The sequence below is a fragment of the Myroides sp. N17-2 genome, from assembly GCF_002286775.1.
Lineage (GTDB): Bacteria > Bacteroidota > Bacteroidia > Flavobacteriales > Flavobacteriaceae > Flavobacterium.
Genome location: NZ_NSGJ01000013.1, coordinates 1 through 18454, shown reverse-complemented (window position 1 = coordinate 18454; position 18454 = coordinate 1). Strand labels below are relative to the sequence as shown.

21 protein-coding genes and 1 riboswitch are annotated in these 18454 nt (G+C 34.4%); of the genes, 8 read left to right on the top strand and 13 right to left on the bottom strand.

From position 1 onward, the window contains the following. Positions 1-45 precede the first annotated feature (45 nt). The 6 genes from ruvC (at position 46) to CF599_RS07150 (ending at position 4009) form a co-directional block, all read left to right on the top strand. Positions 46-603 (top strand): crossover junction endodeoxyribonuclease RuvC, encoded by a 558-nt coding sequence (gene ruvC, locus CF599_RS07175; RefSeq protein ID WP_121965363.1) that lies wholly within the window; start codon positions 46-48, stop codon positions 601-603. Further along, the gene (hemW, locus tag CF599_RS07170) at positions 603-1730 is read left to right on the top strand and encodes a radical SAM family heme chaperone HemW (RefSeq protein ID WP_121965362.1); all 1128 of its coding nucleotides are present in this window, start codon (positions 603-605) and stop codon (positions 1728-1730) included. The genes ruvC and hemW overlap by 1 nt, the downstream gene beginning before the upstream one ends. A 218-nt stretch (positions 1731-1948) precedes the next feature. Next, positions 1949-2719: a cyclase family protein gene (locus CF599_RS07165; RefSeq protein ID WP_121965361.1), complete on the top strand. Its 771-nt coding sequence runs from the start codon at positions 1949-1951 to the stop codon at positions 2717-2719. 2 nt (positions 2720-2721) lie between these two features. Next, a complete protein-coding gene (locus CF599_RS07160; RefSeq protein ID WP_121965360.1) occupies positions 2722-3093 on the top strand; it encodes an MmcQ/YjbR family DNA-binding protein in 372 nt (123 codons plus the stop codon). A gap of 1 nt (position 3094) precedes the next feature. Next, positions 3095-3463: an MmcQ/YjbR family DNA-binding protein gene (locus tag CF599_RS07155; protein WP_121965359.1), complete on the top strand. Its 369-nt coding sequence runs from the start codon at positions 3095-3097 to the stop codon at positions 3461-3463. 15 nt (positions 3464-3478) lie between these two features. Further along, entirely contained in the window at positions 3479-4009 is a 531-nt protein-coding gene (locus CF599_RS07150) for a GNAT family N-acetyltransferase (RefSeq protein WP_121965358.1), read from the top strand. A 76-nt stretch (positions 4010-4085) separates the two neighbouring features. On the opposite strand, the gene CF599_RS07145 is transcribed toward CF599_RS07150, so the two are convergent. From CF599_RS07145 to CF599_RS07125, 5 genes are all read right to left on the bottom strand, one after another. Then, positions 4086-4559 carry a TonB C-terminal domain-containing protein gene (locus CF599_RS07145; protein ID WP_121965357.1) on the bottom strand — a complete coding sequence of 158 codons (474 nt, stop codon included), beginning with the start codon at positions 4557-4559 and terminating at the stop codon, positions 4086-4088. A gap of 69 nt (positions 4560-4628) precedes the next feature. Further along, on the bottom strand, positions 4629-5357 hold the full coding sequence (locus CF599_RS07140) for a hypothetical protein (protein ID WP_254050253.1): 729 nt from the start codon (positions 5355-5357) through the stop codon (positions 4629-4631). A gap of 68 nt (positions 5358-5425) precedes the next feature. Then, a complete protein-coding gene (locus CF599_RS07135; RefSeq protein WP_121965356.1) occupies positions 5426-6616 on the bottom strand; it encodes a M56 family metallopeptidase in 1191 nt (396 codons plus the stop codon). 3 nt (positions 6617-6619) lie between these two features. Further along, positions 6620-6988, bottom strand: a complete 369-nt coding sequence (locus tag CF599_RS07130) for a BlaI/MecI/CopY family transcriptional regulator (protein ID WP_121965355.1) — start codon at positions 6986-6988, stop codon at positions 6620-6622. Next, entirely contained in the window at positions 6985-7410 is a 426-nt protein-coding gene (locus CF599_RS07125; protein WP_121965354.1) for a hypothetical protein, read from the bottom strand. Before CF599_RS07125 ends, CF599_RS07130 begins: the two co-directional genes overlap by 4 nt. Before the next feature lie 270 nt (positions 7411-7680). Here CF599_RS07125 and CF599_RS07120 point away from each other — a divergent pair, with 270 nt between their 5' ends. After that, positions 7681-8514 (top strand): hypothetical protein, encoded by an 834-nt coding sequence (locus CF599_RS07120; RefSeq protein ID WP_121965353.1) that lies wholly within the window; start codon positions 7681-7683, stop codon positions 8512-8514. A 56-nt stretch (positions 8515-8570) separates the two neighbouring features. Here CF599_RS07120 and CF599_RS07115 read toward each other — a convergent pair whose 3' ends face one another. The 8 genes from CF599_RS07115 to CF599_RS07080 all read right to left on the bottom strand — a co-directional run bounded on the left by CF599_RS07115 (position 8571) and on the right by CF599_RS07080 (position 17789). Then, positions 8571-9380, bottom strand: coding sequence for a DUF4465 domain-containing protein (locus CF599_RS07115; protein WP_121965352.1), 810 nt, complete (start codon positions 9378-9380; stop codon positions 8571-8573). 59 nt (positions 9381-9439) lie between these two features. Further along, positions 9440-10540 (bottom strand): DUF4465 domain-containing protein, encoded by a 1101-nt coding sequence (locus CF599_RS07110; RefSeq protein WP_121965351.1) that lies wholly within the window; start codon positions 10538-10540, stop codon positions 9440-9442. Positions 10541-10558: 18 nt separating this feature from the next. Beyond that, positions 10559-11665: a DUF4465 domain-containing protein gene (locus CF599_RS07105; RefSeq protein WP_121965350.1), complete on the bottom strand. Its 1107-nt coding sequence runs from the start codon at positions 11663-11665 to the stop codon at positions 10559-10561. Positions 11666-11700: 35 nt separating this feature from the next. Next, entirely contained in the window at positions 11701-12741 is a 1041-nt protein-coding gene (locus CF599_RS07100; protein ID WP_121965349.1) for a PKD domain-containing protein, read from the bottom strand. A 71-nt stretch (positions 12742-12812) separates the two neighbouring features. Next, positions 12813-13766, bottom strand: coding sequence for a PKD domain-containing protein (locus CF599_RS07095; RefSeq protein ID WP_121965348.1), 954 nt, complete (start codon positions 13764-13766; stop codon positions 12813-12815). A 16-nt stretch (positions 13767-13782) separates the two neighbouring features. Beyond that, a complete protein-coding gene (locus tag CF599_RS07090) occupies positions 13783-14919 on the bottom strand; it encodes a YncE family protein (protein ID WP_121965347.1) in 1137 nt (378 codons plus the stop codon). Continuing rightward, positions 14916-16985, bottom strand: coding sequence for a TonB-dependent receptor (locus CF599_RS07085; protein WP_121965346.1), 2070 nt, complete (start codon positions 16983-16985; stop codon positions 14916-14918). The genes CF599_RS07090 and CF599_RS07085 overlap by 4 nt, the downstream gene beginning before the upstream one ends. A 113-nt stretch (positions 16986-17098) precedes the next feature. Beyond that, positions 17099-17279: riboswitch (cobalamin riboswitch) on the bottom strand. A gap of 57 nt (positions 17280-17336) precedes the next feature. Beyond that, a complete protein-coding gene (locus tag CF599_RS07080) occupies positions 17337-17789 on the bottom strand; it encodes a MepB family protein (protein WP_121965345.1) in 453 nt (150 codons plus the stop codon). 107 nt (positions 17790-17896) lie between these two features. Here CF599_RS07080 and CF599_RS07075 point away from each other — a divergent pair, with 107 nt between their 5' ends. Beyond that, positions 17897-18367, top strand: a complete 471-nt coding sequence (locus CF599_RS07075; RefSeq protein WP_121965344.1) for a GNAT family N-acetyltransferase — start codon at positions 17897-17899, stop codon at positions 18365-18367. Positions 18368-18454 lie beyond the last annotated feature (87 nt).

The window sequence follows — 18454 nt, the reverse complement described above, 5'->3', positions numbered from 1 at the left end:
TGTATTATTCGTTTCATCTTTGCATTAAATATAATTACACATAGTTTGACAGTAGAAAAAATCATATTAGGTATAGACCCAGGAACAACCGTAATGGGGTTCGGAGTAATCAAGGTGGTCAATAAAAAGATGGAGTTCCTTCAGCTAAATGAATTGCTATTGGCTAAATATGAAGATCGTTATACTCGTTTGAGGTTGATATTTGATAGAACCATAGAGTTGATAGAGACATTTCACCCTGATGAGATTGCTATCGAAGCTCCATTCTTAGGTAAGAATCCACAGTCTATGTTAAAACTAGGACGTGCTCAAGGAGTCGCTATGGCTGCTGCGCTATCTCGCGATATCCCTGTGACGGAGTATGAGCCTAAGAAAATCAAGATGGCTATTACTGGTAGTGGTAATGCGAGTAAAGAACAGGTGGCTAAGATGCTACAACAATTACTCCCTGGCCTAAAAGAACTTCCTAAGAACCTAGATAGTACAGATGGGTTAGCTGCTGCCGTATGTCACTACTTTAATAGTGGTAGAATAGTGGCTACCAAGAGTTATAGCGGGTGGGATGCATTCGTCAAACAAAATCAAGAAAGAGTAAAGAAATAATGGCAGGTATCTATATACATATTCCGTTCTGTAAGCAGGCGTGTCACTACTGTGACTTTCACTTCTCGACTTCCTTAAAGAAGAAAGAAGATATGCTCGACAGCATTAAACGAGAGCTATACTTGCGCAAGGACAAATTAGCAGGTGAGATCATCGAGACTATCTATTTCGGTGGTGGTACTCCTAGTATATTAGAGGTCAGTGAAATTAATGATTTGATCCAAACGGTATACAACTTGTTTGAGGTCATCGATTCTCCTGAAATAACGTTAGAAGCCAATCCTGATGATTTGGATAAGTCAACTGTATATAAACTAGCCGAGTCTAAAGTAAATAGATTAAGTATCGGTATTCAGTCGTTCTATGAAGAGGATTTGAAGATGATGAATAGGGCTCATAACTCTACTGAGGCTATCGAATGTTTAGAGTTAGCAACTACGCTGTTTGACAACATTTCGATTGACTTGATATACGGTATTCCGAATATGACTAATGAGCGCTGGTTATCCAATGTACAACGTGTATTAGACCTTGGTATTCCACATATCTCGTGTTATGCGCTGACTGTAGAGGAGCGCACGGCATTAAATAAATTGATAAAAAAAGGGGTTATCCCTAGCCCTGAAGAAGAGGTGGCACATCAGCACTTTATGTTGCTTATAGAAACCTTGAAAGCTAATGGATATATCCACTATGAGCTATCTAACTTCGCTAAACCTGGTTACTTCTCTAAGAACAATTCAGCGTATTGGCTTGGGAAAAAATATCTAGGTATAGGCCCTTCGGCGCATAGTTTCGATGGTGTATACCGCAGTTGGAATATCGCTAATAATAGTCTTTATATCAAAGATATATCCGAGGACAAACTTCCTCTAGAGGTAGAAAAGCTAAGTGTCACAGACCGCTATAATGAATATATTATGACTGGACTGCGCACCATCTGGGGAGTGGATCTATCACGTGTAGAGCAGGAGTTCGGGACAGTATATCACGATTACTTAGTCAAATTATCTGCTGGATTTATAGGAGATGACTTGATGAGAAATGAGCATAACATTCTTACGATTACAGATAAAGGAAAGTTCTTAAGTGATGGTATTGCCTCTGATTTGTTTTATATCGCTTAAGTAATACCTTAAATCTGCAACCACCATTTACTGCGAATAAATTCTACTTTACATAGCTTCAATTAGCTCTAAAACCAAACTACAGTGTGCTTTAATCACTAATTTCGCTCTGTTTTGTATAATTCATTCTCGTTTAAATGTTATCTGCAGATTTAAGGTAATAGCTATAATTCGGAGCAAAAAGTTTGGATTATTTTAATTAGCTTTGAAATAAAACAATGAGAGCTACGATAACCTATACTGGTAAGGAGTACCTAATCGACTTAACTAAAGCGATAGATATCTCTATACCTCTAGTCAACACAGCCGCTAATCCTATAGCGTGGTATCTCGATGCTCCTGAGATATCTCCTGTGATGATGGATGACTGGATAGGGAAAGTCAGTGAAGGAAAATCTTCGACTAACTTTAATAATATCGCGTTTAACCCTCACGCACACGGTACGCATACAGAGTGCTTAGGACATATCACCTATGACTTCTACAATGTAAATGACAGCTTGAAGAATTACTTCTTCTTCGCTCAGTTAATTACGATTAGCCCCGAATTTCAAGAGAATGGAGATTATATAATCACGCTAGATCAGGTAAAGAACGTATGGAAGGGTAATAATCAAAAAGCTGTTATCATCCGTACTACTCCAAATGAAATAACAAAGACGCATACCAAGTACTCTCATACTAATCCTCCTTATCTAGAGGCTCAGGCAGCTGTGTTTTTTAGAGAGCAGGGTATAGATCATCTGCTTATAGATTTGCCTAGTGTAGATAGAGAACAAGACGAGGGACAACTACTAGCACATAAGGCGTTCTGGAATGTAAAAGACACTCGCCATCTTAACGAAGATGCTCGATTAGAAGCTACAATCACAGAGATGATCTACGTGCCAAATGAGATAAAGGATGGGATGTACTTCTTAAATATTCAGTTGGCTTCTTTTGTAAATGATGCTAGCCCTAGTAAGCCTGTATTATATCAAATCATCTAGCTATGGAACTAGACGAGTTATACGAATATTGCTCCACATTACTATATGTAGATAGTGGATTTCCATTTGATAAGAACTTACTTACTTTTCAAATAGGAGGAAAGATATTTGCTATGATTGCGTTACACTATTGGGAACAAGGAGACAGGAATATCATTCTTAAGTGTCCACCTAATTTGGCAATAGAACTTCGTGAACAATATGAGGATATCACCTATGGCTATACGATGAACAAAAAACATTGGAATACAGTCTATATGCGAGGAGACTTCTCTCCTACTCAAATCAAAGAATGGATAGATCTCTCGTATGATTTAGTATATGATACGTTCACAAGAAAAGAACTTTTAAACTTACCTAAAAAGAAACTATAGTATGGATATTAATGTGATATATGATTACTGTCTAAGCAAAAAAGGAACAACAGAAGAATTTCCTTTTGATGAAGAAACACTAACTTTCAAGGTAGGTGGCAAAATATACTTGCTTTTAAACTTGACAAAGTGGGAGCAAGGTAATCGCTTTATTAATCTTAAGTGCGACCCCGAACGATCAGAAGAGCTACGTGCAGACTATAACGAGATAGTACCTGGATACCATATGAGTAAGAAACACTGGAACAGTGTGATATTAGGAGGTTCGGTACAGTGGGGACTATTAAAAGAACTGATAGATCATTCGTATGAATTGGTATTTAATAGCCTGACTAAAAAATTAAAAGAGGAGATTACCGCTCTACGATAAACACAAACAAAGAAGATGAAAGTATTTATAGAAACAGATAGATTATTAATACGCCAATACAAAGACAGTGATTTACCTGCTATGATAGCAATGAACCAAGATGATCAGGTGATGGAGTTCTTCTTAGGTAAGAGAACTGCTGAAGAATCAACAGCTGCTTTTCACAGTTTTAAAAATAAGATAGATAGTCAAGGATATGCATTCTTCGCTGTAGAAGAAAAAAGCAGTGGTGAGTTTATAGGGTTTGTTGGATTATTAGATATAACTTTTGATGTAGACTTCACTCCTGGAGTAGAGATAGGGTGGCGTATACTACCACAATATTGGGGTAAAGGATATGCTACTGAGGCTGCTAGAGCGTGCTTAGTATTTGCGAAAGATACTTTAGGTTTAAATAAAGTATACTCATTTACTACGACTACGAACATTCGCTCTTCTAATGTAATGCAAAAAGTAGGAATGAAGTATGTAAAGGATTTTAACCATCCCTTAGTTCCTATAGATCACCCTTACCGTACACATGTGTTATATGAAATAGAGCTGTAAAAACAGAGATCGAGTTAATGATAAACGGTCTCTGTTATATTCGTTTTTATCTATCCACTCTATATAAACCTCTCTGTTATAGTTCGTTTACATTTGCAAAAATAGTAATCGGCAATGTATACTGTGAGCGTATCTTACTTCCCTTATAGGTAGCTGGTGACCAAGTATCAGCTGTCACAGTGCGCACTATTTCTTTTAATTTATCATTATACTCTGACTTAAATCCACTGCGTAATATACTCACAGAACTAATAGAACCGTCTGTCTCTATCTGTAATTCAAAAATCACAGAAGCATTATTACTCAATGGCTTTTCAGGAAAGGCTTGAGTAAAATGTTTAGAGAAGTTAATCGACAACTGATTAGTAGCTATGCGAGAATGTGCTGGCTTAAAATCTTTGTTGTGGGTAAATTCTATCGTATCTGTATTAGACCTAGCACATACTGTAGCAGATTTAGGAGTGTGTGCAGGTATCACTGTTTTCTTCTGAGCATAACTAATCGCCATACTAAGCACAGCTACTGTCAATGCAATATACTTACCATTCATTGTTTTAAGAATTTTCAACTAAAGTACGGATTATTGAAATATAGAAATGAAATAGCCAATAAAATAATTCTATAAACTAAGAGCAAATGGTAGTATATCTTTATTCTTCTGATATTCATCTACTAATAACTCCATCAATCTATCACTTTGAAGCATCTGTATAAAAAGGGCACCCTGAGCACGAAGTAATCTTTCTTCTTTATCAATACCAAGGTTTAACTTATAGATTCCTTTTATTGCATTTATAAAGTAAGTATATACATTATACTGTTCATTTCTAAGATTCTTCATTATAGCATAAAAAGCAAAAGCTTCAACAAAAGGCATACGTACAGCCTCTGTATTTTTGATACCATTTAGTCCTACACAGATCCTCGCTGAATAATCTCCCTCAGGTGTAATCTTCTCTATACTAAAGAACTTGACTGCGACATTAAGTACTTGATCTATAGAAATAGTATCCTTTATACTATTCCTCTTTACCACTTGTGAGCTATATCTTTCTACTAGAGGACTAAAAATAGTATCCGTAACCATCATAGAGAGAAAATTATTCTGTAATAAACTAATCTCTGTATTTGGATCAAATGTATTCTCTTGTAAAGGTTCTGAAAAGTTCACTACAAGATATTCCCAAAACAAACGATGCTTATTAATATACTCTGATCCTTTAATATTAGAGTCCACTTCTTTTACAGTTTTTAAAAAACGCACTTTACCTGAAGATAGCTCAACTTTTTCAAGTGCTAGAAAGTTATTGTAATCCTCTAATACCTCTTGTCCCATGCTTGTTAGCATACCTCCTCATAGAGTTGTGACAAAGGTAAAATAAAGTTTAAATGATGAAAACATTGTAGCTATTGATCTCATTGCGTTGTTCTTTTAAAAGTTATTGGTAAAGTAAATACCGTACTGACTACCTCTCCATTATGTTGTGCAGGAAACCATTTGGGCATACTCTTTAAGGTCTTAATTATCTCTTGTCCTACTCCAAGTGGATCTCTTAAAACCTTTATATTCTCTAATGTCCCATCTATCTCAACAGTAAACTGCACTACTATTTTAGCTTCGTCCTCTTCTGAATATGGATATGGATCTATAAACTTTAAAACAAAGTCATTCGTGAACTTATTCATTCCTCCTGGATACTGAGCTCGAGTATCTGTTACTTGAAAAGGTATATTAGCTGTATCTGATGTCACTTTCTGATTAGTTGTCTTAGCATGAATAGCAAGTGTGCTAACCAGTAAAAAAAGAATGCAAGACATACTAATACCTACTCTATTTTTCCATGGTATATTCTTTTTAGTCATCATTAAAAACCGCTTCTTAGTCAGGTTAAAATTAAATGAACTTGTAATACCTAATTCACTCTGTTTATAGGTCTGCGTTAATAGTAGTTGTAGATACTGATTTACGTCCTCTTCCGAATCCACACTCTTACTATCTGCTAAGAATTCGTGATTTAAAGCAATACACGTTTTATAGTAATAAAATAGAGGGTGAAACCAAAAGACAACCTTTAACAGTTCTATCAATAGGATATCTATACTGTGTCCCTGTCTTATATGTACTTGTTCGTGAATAAGTATTTTATTTCCTTCCGAAAGTTCTTCACTCAATGGAAGATAAATAATATTACAAAAAGAGAATGCACTGCTTATTTGACTTGACAATACTATCTTCGAATCATTAAACTTAATAAGTGAGCCTTGACTTTTAATCTGATAAATCTTAACAATTTCTAAAACACTCTTGCTAGCTACTACTACAACTCCTATTGCATATCCTACGATTAAAATAACAGTCCAATTAATACTCATTGTAGTAACCTGAGTAATTGGAGCAATGACAATATCGCCTAATTGTTCAAAAGTCTGATCAGCAGACACTATACTAGATTCAATAATAATAAATGGAAATACTAATGCCATTATCAACGTTATCAGTAGATAAAAACGCTTATAAACGTGCACTTTCGTATCTTCTAAGAATAGCTTATACGCTATAATTGAAACAGAGAGAATGAGTGTTATTTTGGTTAAGTATAACAGCATAAGCTAAGAGTTCTTTAATTGTTCATCTACTATTTTCTTTAGTTCTTCTAATTCATTCTTCGTCATCTTGCTCTTCCTAGTAAAGAATGAAGCAAAACTCAATGCTGAGTTATCAAAGAAGTTCTCTACCATCGTATTAATATGCTTTTCAAAATAATCCTCCTTTTTTATCAAAGGATAATACTCTCTAGAATTGCCATACACCTTATAAGCTATAAATTCTTTATCTATTAATCTCTTTAATAGTGTTGCTATAGTAGTTTGAGCAGGTTTAGGAGAAGGATACTTCTCGATAATATCTTTAGTAAATGCCACTTGCATCTCCCATATATATTCCATTAACTGCTCTTCTGTCTGTGGTAACTTTATCATTGTCTTACGATTGTATAATGTTCTAATACTCCCTCTTTATAATGCTTTACTCCTATCAGCATCCCCTTAGGATCATATAAAAACCAAGACCCTGTGTAATAATAGTGTAAGCCTTTATCCTTTTTTATATAGATGCTTTGCCCTACCGATTCTACTTTGTGATTAGGATAATAATACGTTATCTCTACAATGGAATCTTTAACGACCTCCTTCTTATATAACTTGCCATTGCGCTTATATCTCCAAGTTCCTTTTTGAAAACCATCTTGACGATACTTCCCACGATGTACCTCCTTATTTCCCTCTACAGTAGTTGTATATACCCACCTCCCTACTTTCTCACCATTCGCTTTTTGGTTCACCTTACACGAGCCAAATAGCATTATAATAAATAACGCAATTACTAGTCTAGTATCTCTCATAAATAGTATTTGTAGATGTTGTTCTACAAATATAGAACAATAAGTATAACAGCCAAATAAACAACTGTTTAAATATAATAAAAACTAACAATTAATTATCTAAACACGCTGAAAGCACATTAAACATATCTAAATGCTATTTTATTACAACATTTCTTTTGTCTATCACAAAATCCATTAAAACAACCACAATAATAAACCACAAAATATAAAAAACACATTATTATATATAATTTTGCAGTTAATAACAAGAGTTAAATTAAAGGAATTATGAAAAAGATCATACCCACCACTTTATGGATCTTGGTAGCATTAATCCCTATGAGTTGTAGTACTGATAGCAATGATATACCAAAGAATGATGGTCCTACAAAAGAGAACAAAAAGAATATTACTGTACTTAAAAACTACACTAGTACTGAAACTTACAAAGGAGATTCTGATACATTTATTGTAGACTTTACCTATGATGATGCAGGAAATGTGACAAATCACTATACTACTTATGAAGCAAAAGCCGGCAATACTACCACTAAGAGTAAGTCTGAATGCACCTATACCTACAACAATAAAAAACAACTAATAGGTATAGTAGAAGTTAATGACAAAAACAAGCGAGTAAAGAACTATACTTTTGAATATGATACTAAAGGTCAGATGACTAAAAGTATAGATATTGACAATAACATTACTTTAGAATTTAAGCATAATTCAAGTAAGCAAATTACTGAAGCAATGTATCTAAGTAATAAATTAGTTTCCACTACTAACTTCGAATATGATCACAATGGAAACTTAATAAATGCAGGAGAAAATGACAATGCGAATATAGTAGAATCATATACATACGATCAGCACAATAATCCCTTTAAAAATATGCCTATTAATATACCTCTACATTATATAAACACTACTGCTTTTGACATTATGTATTATTATAAACCAACTAATAACATTCAGTCTTATAATATACATAACTCCACAGTAGGTGATTTAACTTATGAATACAACGAAGATAACTACCCTATCTCTAGTGTTACTAAAAACAATAGAGGAATCAAAAAAGAGCAGTTTAGCTATAATCAAATGACTGTAAATAAGTAACTATATAAAAACAGAAATGCCTCATCCGTTGATGAGGCATTTCTGTTTATTTAAATCTATTTCGAAACAACTAAATTCTTAACAGTAAAGTATGCCGGAGTATTTACTCCCCATTCTCCTTTATCTGATGAATCAATATAGAACACTAAATACTTTACTTTACCTAGTGCTTTCAAATTAACCTTTTTCCAATTAGTATCTACCTTTACAACACCATTGCGATAATCAATCAGATAATATTCTACAGGTAAATTAATAATAACTTTATTCTCATCTAATCCGAAAACTACAACTTTAAAGAAGTCTCCTTTCTCAAACTTCTTAGCAAACTGATCCCCACGTTGAGTAGAATGATAAGTATAAGGACTCAATGCTAACTCTACTGCTACTGGAGTATAATTATTTTCTAAAGTAACCACTGTTAAAGCTTTATCAATATCTATAGATGTACCTTTAACGTACTTTTCGGATACCTCCTCTGTATTTGCTACTAAAAATGGCATATTATTAGCTGTCTCTGCCATAGTACCATACATCTTTAAATAAAAATCTCCCTTGTGATCCTTTTTATCTGTACTGTTTGAAACTGTAAATCCATTCCAAAATGAACCATACTCAGAAGTTGTTACCTTATGACTAAACGTATATGGAGCAGTTACTAAAGGTGTATTCTCTTTAAGTGTCTCACTCCATATCTTCCCTCCTTCTGTTGGAATCTCTAAAGGAACCTTAGACAAGTCTAATGACAACTCATTATAAGAGTCTGAACTATTATCATCACTAGAACAGCTAGTGAATACCGATGTTGTTAATAAGGCTAATCCTAATACGGCATAGCTACTTATTCTTGTAATTGTTTTTTTCATTCTTAGTTATTTGTATTTAAAAGCCAAAGACAGCCTTAGCGACTGTCTTTGGTAATATCTTATTTTTCTATTTTATCTACTACTAGATTATCCATAGTAAAGTAAAGTGCTGTATTAGCTCCCCACTTTCCTACATCAGTAGTTTCTAAGAAAAACAATAGATGCTTAACCTCTCCTAAAGAAGATAAATCAACTTTATTCCAATTCGTATCTATTTTATTTTCTCCTCCTCTAAAGTCAACGAAATAATGCGTTACAGGCTTAGCTGAAGTAAGTTTATTATTTTTATCTACTCCATAGATATGAATAGCAAAATAATCTCCTTTTTTAAACTTAGTTGAGTATGCATCACCATTCAAAACACCATAGTAAGGCCAAGGACTGATTGCTAAACTTGTACTAACAGCTTTATATCTATTAGTATCGTCGATAGTTACCACAGCAGAGAACCTCTCAAGGTCTATTGGTTGATTAGGAACTAGTATACCTTCTGCAGGTTTATGATCAGCAAAAGAAACCAAGAATGGAGAACCCTTTCCTGCTACTCCTCCTTGAGGCATTGTACCCCATTGATTTGCTACCCAACCACCATCATTAGTAGTGTAGTGACTTAAATTATCATTGCTATTAGACACAGTGAATCCCATCCAAGTATTCCAATCTTCTATAGCTATGTGATTAAAGTTAAAAATACCGCTTTTTAAAACTGCCTCTTCAGTAAAGGTATCTTTCCATATCTTACCACCAGCAGTCGCCTTTCCATCAGCTAAATTAAATGTAGATAAATCTAATGCAACATAATTGTAGTTATAACTCTTCGCTACTACTACAGTATACGTATAATACTTATAAGAACTACCTTGTTGTTCTGATAAGACTAAGTTATATGTCCCTGGAGTATTAAAAGTGTATTTAAACACCGCTTGAGTTGATAATACTTGTTGAGTTGCATTATTAATCCATCTGTAAGATGCACCTGCATTATTTAATGCAGGATCAATAGTAACCTCATCAAATGTAACTGACTCTACATTCCCCTTAGGAGTAGGAATAGAGTATGGTACATTATCATCACTAGAACAGCTAGTGAATACCGATGTTGTTAATAATGCTAGTCCTAAAAAGGCATAGCTACTTATTCTTGTAATTGTTTTTTTCATTGTTAGTTATCTATTAAACTATTTCTTCTCTATCTTGTCTACTGTAAGTGCATCCACACAAAAGTATACAGCTGTATTTGGTCCAAACCCAGGCAACTCATCAGTTGAATCTAATTGGAAGAAAATATAACTTACTTCTCCTAAAGAAGAAATATCAATTTTTTCCCATTCTTTTGACATTATTAACTTATCCCCACGATAATCAGCCAAATAATGTGTAATTGAATTTGACTTAACTTTGTTATTTTTATCAACCCCTTTAATTGTAATTGTAAAATAATCTCCTTTTTCAAATTTAGTTGCAAAACCATCTCCATTTAAATTTCCCCAATAAGGCCAAGGGTGGTTTGCTAACGAAACACTAACAGCATTATAAGAATCTGTTTTATCTCCAATCTTAATCCAATTAGAATATTGTTTTTCATCAAATATTGTTTCATCTGCCTGCCAATCTTTCATATAATATCCCCAATATCCAACTACATAAGGTGTGCCTTCACCTTTTACTCCTCCTTTAGGCATTGCTCCCCATTGACTATCTAACCATCCGTTAGAAGAGCCATCATTAGAATGTGTCGCATTATCTTTAATATTAGACACAGTAAATCCATCCCAATAATTCCAACTTTTTTCAGCAGTATGAGCGAAAGTAAATATTTGTGACTTAAACAATACATTACTTGTGTAAGTATCTTTCCAAATCTTACCACCCTGTCTATCTTCACCATCACTTAAATTAAATGAAGACAAATCTAGTGTTACATAATTGTAATTATAACTCTTACCAACTACTACAGTATATGTGTAATAATTATAAGAACTTCCTTGTTGCTCTGATAATACTAAGCTATATGTCCCTGGAGTATTAAAAGTATATTTAAATACTGATTGAGTTGATAATACTTCCTGAGTAGCGTTATTTATCCATCTGTAAGAAGCGCCAGCATTATTTAAAGCAGGATCGATAGTAACTTCATCGAATGTAACTGACGCTACACTACCCCTAGGAGTAGGAATAGAATAAGGTACATTATCATCGTTTGAACAACTAACAAATGTGTTAGCTGTCAAAAGTGTCAAACCAAGTAATAAGAAAGTACTTAATCTAGTTAATTGTTTTTTCATAATTGTATTATAAGGTTAATAGTGTTTCTATAGCATTATTTTCTTGTTGGTATTTTTATTTTTGCTTTATGTAAATCAACAATTCCGACTACTTCAGTTGAAACTTCACCCAACCACCCAGACTCTTGATTTATACCTGTATATATCTTAACAAAGTCTATCCCAGTTAGATGAACTTTATTACCATCTTTATCTACAGCCCAATTAATATCAATAGCAGACTCATCATCATTGTTAGGCGCATTGTCAGCATAGCCCCAAGGATAAGAATAAAGTACCCAATAAGATCCCTTTCCACTTTCGTCTTTTGCATTATTAGCAAGTTTAGTTCCACTAAAAGAAACTTCATTTTCAACATACCATTCTGGATAATAATTTTGATGATGAAAACTATTTTTAGTTTTCCATCCTTTATCACCTGTATTATCTTCCCATTTAAAGTACTCTATATCAGTCGCCCAATTATTATTAGGATCCTTTACAGCTGCTTTACTCGGGTCTGGTTTATGATAAGTAATTTTATAATTCTTATTCGTTTCAACTTTATAATATTCACTTCCTGCTATTTCATACCATTCATCATCATCTGGCATCCCATTTTTATTCTTATCATAAGCTACCATAATAATACCTGGTTCACAGCTACCACCTCTTTTACTAGCACTAGGATTTGGGTTTGCATCAGCCCAAAAAGCATTCCCTAAAACTTTAAAATCCCTTTGTCCATCTATATTCTGTATTGTTTGATCAAATCCCACAACTATATACCCACCATAACCACCTAAAGAAACCATAGAAAGTTTATTACCTGAGATAGCTTTTAGAGCCTTCTCATTCATTACTTCCTGAGTATCACCTTTTACATACTTTGGAAGTTCATTTATGAACTGTCCTGGTGCAGGGCGAAAATCAAATACTTTAGTGATATCACTAAAATTGTATTTTATTTCAGCTGGTGGATCAATAATCTCAGTAGTTTCATTACTATCACTAGAACACCCTATAAACAGTGTCCCCGTAATTAAAGTAATTCCAAAGAGTAAGAAAGTACTTACTCTTATTAAACTTTTTTTCATAATAGATAATTTTGGTTAATTAATCGGTTGTTAGTTTTGGGGGTTAGTGGGGATTGATTAGTTTGTATTCACTATCTAGTTGGTACGTTTACTTTAGCTTTATGAAGATCAATAATACCCATTACCTCTGTAGAAGTCTCTCCTAGCCTTCCTGCGTCCTGATCCATACCAGTATATATCTTAATAAAGTGGATCTTCTCTAACTTCACTTTATTCCCGTTACTATTTACAGCCCAATCAATATCCATAGCTGCATCTGCCTCACCATTAATATGATTATCTGCATACCCGTATAATAAAGCAGGTAACTCCCATAATTCACTAGTATTATTTATAAAAGCATTGTTCGGTACCTTCGTTCCTTTAAATGTCATAGTATTTTCTTTTATCCACATTGGATAATAGCTTTGCTCGTGAAACTGATTCTTAGGTTTATACCCTTCCTCTCCTTGGTTATTCTTATACTTGATATAGTTGGCGACATTGCCTATAGGCTCACTAGTTGGCTTGTAGAACGTTATCTCATAATCGCGAATAGTCTTAGCATTCTTATACTCACTACCAGCTATCTCATACCATTCATCATTAGGTAGTCCGTCTCCATTCTTATCATAAGACACTAAGATAATACCAGGCTCTGAGCTATTAGTAAACGCATTTCCTAATACAGAGAAATCACGTTGTCCTGCAACATTATTTATAGGTTCTGCAAATCCCATCACGATATACCCTCCAAATCCACCTAAACTTACTCCACTAGGCTTTTTACCAGAGACAACCTTAAGAGCTTTGGCATTCATAGTCTCTTGCGTATCTCCCGCAGCATACTTAGGCATTGTATTAACGAACTGACCTGGCGCAGGACGGAAGTCAAACACCTTAGTCACATCGCTATAATCGTAACTTATTGCTCCTCCTTCACCCTTTTTATCATCAGAACTACTATCGCTAGAGCACCCGATAAATGTCATTGCAGATAAGCATAACGTCGCTATTAAGCTTAATCTAATTCTTGTTGTCTTCATTATTTAGTTATTGGTATTATTTCTTTATAAATGCTATGTGAGCAGGAATATTCCCACCTGTTGTTTTCCATTTCAACATTCCCTCAGGAGAGAAACAATATACAAACCCCGTTCCTACATAATCCTGAGCATCTGTCATAAATATCTCTTTAGTCTCCGGATTCACAGCTATCCCATAAGGTATCTGTATCTTCTTATCTGTACCGTCTTTAATGATATTATCCGTGATCACCTTTTTAGTCAGTGTATTCAGTATCCCATAGGTGACCCTATTAGCACCTGTATTGTGTTTATAAGACGTAGCATAGTAGTAAAGCTTGTCATCATCCATCGTCATATTAGACACTGGTATATCGAGCTGTTGTTTTACCTTATCCGTATTCGAGTCTATCACATACAGATTAGGTTCCGCATTATAATAATCACCTCTTGACGACACATAGATGTCTCCTGCCTTATCTATCTGCATACGATGTAAGTTTATCGCTACATCTATCTTCTTTGTTTCTGTGAAGCTAGGTATATCTATCACTGACACAGTCGTATCATAGTTCGGTACGCGATATCCTCCCGAATTAGCTACATAAAGCTTATTGCCTTTGATTACCATCTCTTCAGGTTGATAACCCACAGTCACTCTTCTCGTAACTTCTAAAGACAAAGTATCTATCTCAGCGACGAATCCCTTCTCTGCATTTGGATTTATCTCTACCTTACCAGCATACGAACTTACATAAGCCTTACCATCCTTAAAAGCCAAATAACGACAGTTAGGAACGTGTATTTGCTTAATATGCTTACCTGTTTCTACATCGAATACCTCTACGAAGTTAGACACATTGATAGTCGCATACACTTTCTTACCATATATCTTGATGTCATTACCTACATCCCCAAGTTCTTTTGTAATATGAGGATTACGCTCTGAGAATATATCCCTCGTATAAGTACCTGTATGATATTCGAACATATCTATAGAGGCTCTATTCATTCCCATATTCCCTTCGTTCAGCAAATAGAATCCACTGTACTTCTCCGTACTAACAGGAATAGACACATCAGAACTATCAGATAAGAATATCATCTCATCTTTTCGACAACTTACTACCGCTAGTAAAACAGCAGTAAGCATTATTATATTTTTAAATCTCATATATCAAAGCTTAAAGTGAAACGGAAGTTGCGTCCAGGCATAGGGAAGTTACTCACTACCTCATAGTACTGATTAGCGATATTGTTAGCTTCTACACTAGCCTTGAATCTATAATCACGCCATTTGAAACTTTTTAATAATGACACATCGTGTGTGTACCACGGCTGTATCTCGTTTCGCTTAATATTATTTTTATTACCATTATAACGTTCCCCTACATAGATAAAACTATAATTAAGAGACCAATCTTTATAATCAAGGCTCACGATAGAAGAACCAGAATGCCAAGGAGCATACGGTATTTGATCTCCATAGTATGATGGCTTACCATATAGTGTCTCGCTCTTATCTTTCGCTACTGTGTACTCATAAGTTAAATTAACACCTAATCGCAAATCTTCCATTAACCTTACAGTAGTTCCTACATTTGTCTCTATCCCATAGTTCTCCACTTTCCCTAGATTAGTCATCATCCATCTCATCATACTAGAGGTAGGTGTAGCGATAATCTTATCCGTTATATTAGCGAAGTACGATTCTACTGATAAATGCACCTCTTCAAACAAAGCATTGTTAAACTGTTTATTATAAGTGAATCCTAAGTTTATCTGCTTAGAAGCCTCTGGTTTTAAGTTAGCAGTACCTAGCTGTGTGTAGTATAAATCATTAAACGTAGGTAATCTATAGATGTACTTATAAAATGTATGTACTACGAAATTCTCGTTATCACATGGTTTATAACTTAAGAAGATAGAAGGTGCCCAAAACTGACGATCTGGTGCTTCATAATTATAACGTACCTTCTCTTTAGTAAATGTTCCTAAGATATTAGCCTGAGCTTTCACCTTACCTAGATTCACAGAAGTCGCTAACGAAGTTAAAAAGGTATAACGTTCAGGATAAGTAAACGGAGTTCCTTGTCCTATACGTGTAGCATTAAGTTTATTGTATTGTAAGTCTGTTGCTAGAGCCACATCCCAGATATCAGTTATCTTATACAGATGTGCAGCTGAGACATAATATTCTTGTTGGAAGTAAGTATTATCAAATTGAGGATTATAAGTCACCTCTTCTCCTTCAAAATCCACTGTCTTACGAGATAGATAGTGCATCTCATCATAAGCATATTTTCCTTTGAGTTGGAACTGGTATCTATCAGATACAAATCTAGTCCACTCTCCCTGCGCCATAAAGTTCTTATCACTCTGACGTTCATTGATGTTTTCAGTCTCTAAAGTAACATCACTCTTCTTGATTACAGCACCCGGAAGTCCTCTATCTGATTGATAATAATAAAGGTTAGCCTGCCAAGTATCTTTCTCTGTCTTACCGAACCAACTATTCTCGATTCGATAAGCTTTTATATCACTATTCTGTCTATGTCCTATCGTATCATAAGCCACTGTACCATCTATATTATGGCGTTTCTGTCTAAACTTATAATCACCATTCGAGTAGATGTATTCAGCACTGATAGATGTATTCACATTATCATTAACTTTGATATCTGTACGCACAGATGGATTGACTAGCTGTATAGAACCAGCTTTATACTTAGCAGATATATTTACGTCTTTTCCTTCTTCGAATACTGGTTTCTTTGTTTGTAGATAAACTGTAGAGGCAGATGCAAACTCTCTTGCTGATTGGAATATAGCACTGCGTTGACCATTATATAGCTTCACAGTCTCGATGTTATCTAGTGAGAATTTACCCAAATCTACGATACCGTTCTGAGCATTACCTACCTGTACTCCATTATAGAATACACCTACGTGATGTGTCCCCATATTACGGACATCTACAGTCTTAAGTCCTCCCATACCACCGAAATCTTTAATTTTAACTCCAGCGAAGTATCTTAGAGCATCAGCTACACTATGGCTATTTAGGCGCTCTAGTTTAGCACCATCTAAAGTTTGTACAGGGATTAGATCTTTAAACACCTCTTTTTGTATCACGATTTCTTTAAGAGAAGTGATACTGTCTTTAGGGCTCTGAGCGTGTACAGCATAGCTAGCCACACACATTAAAGTAGTTATTGATAGTAATTGCGTCTTGGTCATAATTGTTTTTGGCTTGTTAATCTTGACAATTCAAGAAAACATAAACGCACCAAAACACACTGTCACCAATGCCTACCCTTTTGAACGCCTAATGTCTTATTCCTCGAAAACATCAAAACTTATTGTAGATTGGCGGGTATCCTGACTTGCTCTTAACGAATATCCTCCCCCTCGTAACGACAGAGGACGACTTGATTCATTACATCTTATGAGCTTACAGTAGCGGGTCTGTCTAGGATTCTCACCTAATTCCCCCTTAATATCAATTTGATAACCAGTCTTATTGCAAATATATAAAAAAAGGTTAATGGAAAGTATTTAATCTGTTAATGTGCATTTATTGAAGATAATTTAATCTTTATAGAAAAAAGACACTTGCGATTGATAAGTTTTCAATGCCTGCTTATTCATCCCTTCTTCTAGATTAGGATAGATACGCATTCCACGCTTACCCTCCTTTGTCTCTGTAGAGATAATACCTAGATTAACTAATACTGCCTTCGGAAATAAGAAATAGCCCAAATCAGTATCTGTCTTCACACCGATCATCATATAGTCAAATTCATCCTCCACATGATATGGCACTGTCACTCCTACAGTATTGCGTTGCCAAATAGCAACGAACAATCCAATCTTCTTAGGGGTAACCTTCGCTTCCCTATAGATAATTCGCTTATCTCCTATTATAAAAGTACACGCACTGTATTCATTCTTTTCAGACATCATCTGAACTGAACTAATTATAGTATCACCTTCATAAGAGAATACTTTATTTAAAGAAGTAATAAGAGATTTAAGAAACATAACAATCTACTTTGAAGTAACCAAAATTAAAGCTTTCAAACCATATTAAACCAATCTATATAATAAACCTTTTTGTACATTTACCTTTATTAACATAGATTAAAGTCATGTCAACACTTATAATAGAAACAACAATAGATAATGATGATTCTAAAAAATTACTATTAGAACAACAGAAGAACTTAACCAAAATACTAAATCATAGCTATCCTACTTCTTCTCACAATAATCTATACGTTATATTAGTAAATGGTGTTCAGGCTGGGTGTATTACCTTAACGCGTTTGACAGATAGAAACTATGAAATAGGTCAACTATATATCACTCCAGATTACCAAGGTTTAAACCTAGGCTACAAATTATGTCAATATGTTATACTTGAAGCACAAAAAAAAGGAGCACTATCCATATATTTAGAAACCTTCAAGGAGTTAGATGGTCAGAATGCGATATACACTAGCCTTGGTTTTACTAAAGTGAGTGCTTATAATAAAAGAAATACGCGAAATGCTATTTATATGAACTACACTTTTGTGAAGAATGATAAAGAAGGGATCAATCTCAAAAGTTGTGTGTGAATTAAAAACTACAGATCTTTGTAATGATAAATAATAAACGTGGAAAACTATATTGAGTTTATAAAAATGATTTTACCTGAGTTTTTA

Bases quoted from the DNA above. Each gene is read 5' to 3' on its own strand.
- hemW (WP_121965362.1), top strand. From the start codon at position 603: ATGGCAGGTATCTATATACATATTCCGTTCTGTAAGCAGGCGTGTCAC.
- CF599_RS07165 (WP_121965361.1), top strand. From the start codon at position 1,949: ATGAGAGCTACGATAACCTATACTGGTAAGGAGTACCTAATCGACTTA.
- CF599_RS07160 (WP_121965360.1), top strand. From the start codon at position 2,722: ATGGAACTAGACGAGTTATACGAATATTGCTCCACATTACTATATGTA.
- CF599_RS07155 (WP_121965359.1), top strand. From the start codon at position 3,095: ATGGATATTAATGTGATATATGATTACTGTCTAAGCAAAAAAGGAACA.
- CF599_RS07150 (WP_121965358.1), top strand. From the start codon at position 3,479: ATGAAAGTATTTATAGAAACAGATAGATTATTAATACGCCAATACAAA.
- CF599_RS07145 (WP_121965357.1), bottom strand. From the start codon at position 4,559: ATGAATGGTAAGTATATTGCATTGACAGTAGCTGTGCTTAGTATGGCG.
- CF599_RS07140 (WP_254050253.1), bottom strand. From the start codon at position 5,357: ATGCTAACAAGCATGGGACAAGAGGTATTAGAGGATTACAATAACTTT.
- CF599_RS07135 (WP_121965356.1), bottom strand. From the start codon at position 6,616: ATGCTGTTATACTTAACCAAAATAACACTCATTCTCTCTGTTTCAATT.
- CF599_RS07130 (WP_121965355.1), bottom strand. From the start codon at position 6,988: ATGATAAAGTTACCACAGACAGAAGAGCAGTTAATGGAATATATATGG.
- CF599_RS07125 (WP_121965354.1), bottom strand. From the start codon at position 7,410: ATGAGAGATACTAGACTAGTAATTGCGTTATTTATTATAATGCTATTT.
- CF599_RS07120 (WP_121965353.1), top strand. From the start codon at position 7,681: ATGAAAAAGATCATACCCACCACTTTATGGATCTTGGTAGCATTAATC.
- CF599_RS07115 (WP_121965352.1), bottom strand. From the start codon at position 9,380: ATGAAAAAAACAATTACAAGAATAAGTAGCTATGCCGTATTAGGATTA.
- CF599_RS07110 (WP_121965351.1), bottom strand. From the start codon at position 10,540: ATGAAAAAAACAATTACAAGAATAAGTAGCTATGCCTTTTTAGGACTA.
- CF599_RS07105 (WP_121965350.1), bottom strand. From the start codon at position 11,665: ATGAAAAAACAATTAACTAGATTAAGTACTTTCTTATTACTTGGTTTG.
- CF599_RS07100 (WP_121965349.1), bottom strand. From the start codon at position 12,741: ATGAAAAAAAGTTTAATAAGAGTAAGTACTTTCTTACTCTTTGGAATT.
- CF599_RS07095 (WP_121965348.1), bottom strand. From the start codon at position 13,766: ATGAAGACAACAAGAATTAGATTAAGCTTAATAGCGACGTTATGCTTA.
- CF599_RS07090 (WP_121965347.1), bottom strand. From the start codon at position 14,919: ATGAGATTTAAAAATATAATAATGCTTACTGCTGTTTTACTAGCGGTA.
- CF599_RS07085 (WP_121965346.1), bottom strand. From the start codon at position 16,985: ATGACCAAGACGCAATTACTATCAATAACTACTTTAATGTGTGTGGCT.
- CF599_RS07080 (WP_121965345.1), bottom strand. From the start codon at position 17,789: ATGTTTCTTAAATCTCTTATTACTTCTTTAAATAAAGTATTCTCTTAT.
- CF599_RS07075 (WP_121965344.1), top strand. From the start codon at position 17,897: ATGTCAACACTTATAATAGAAACAACAATAGATAATGATGATTCTAAA.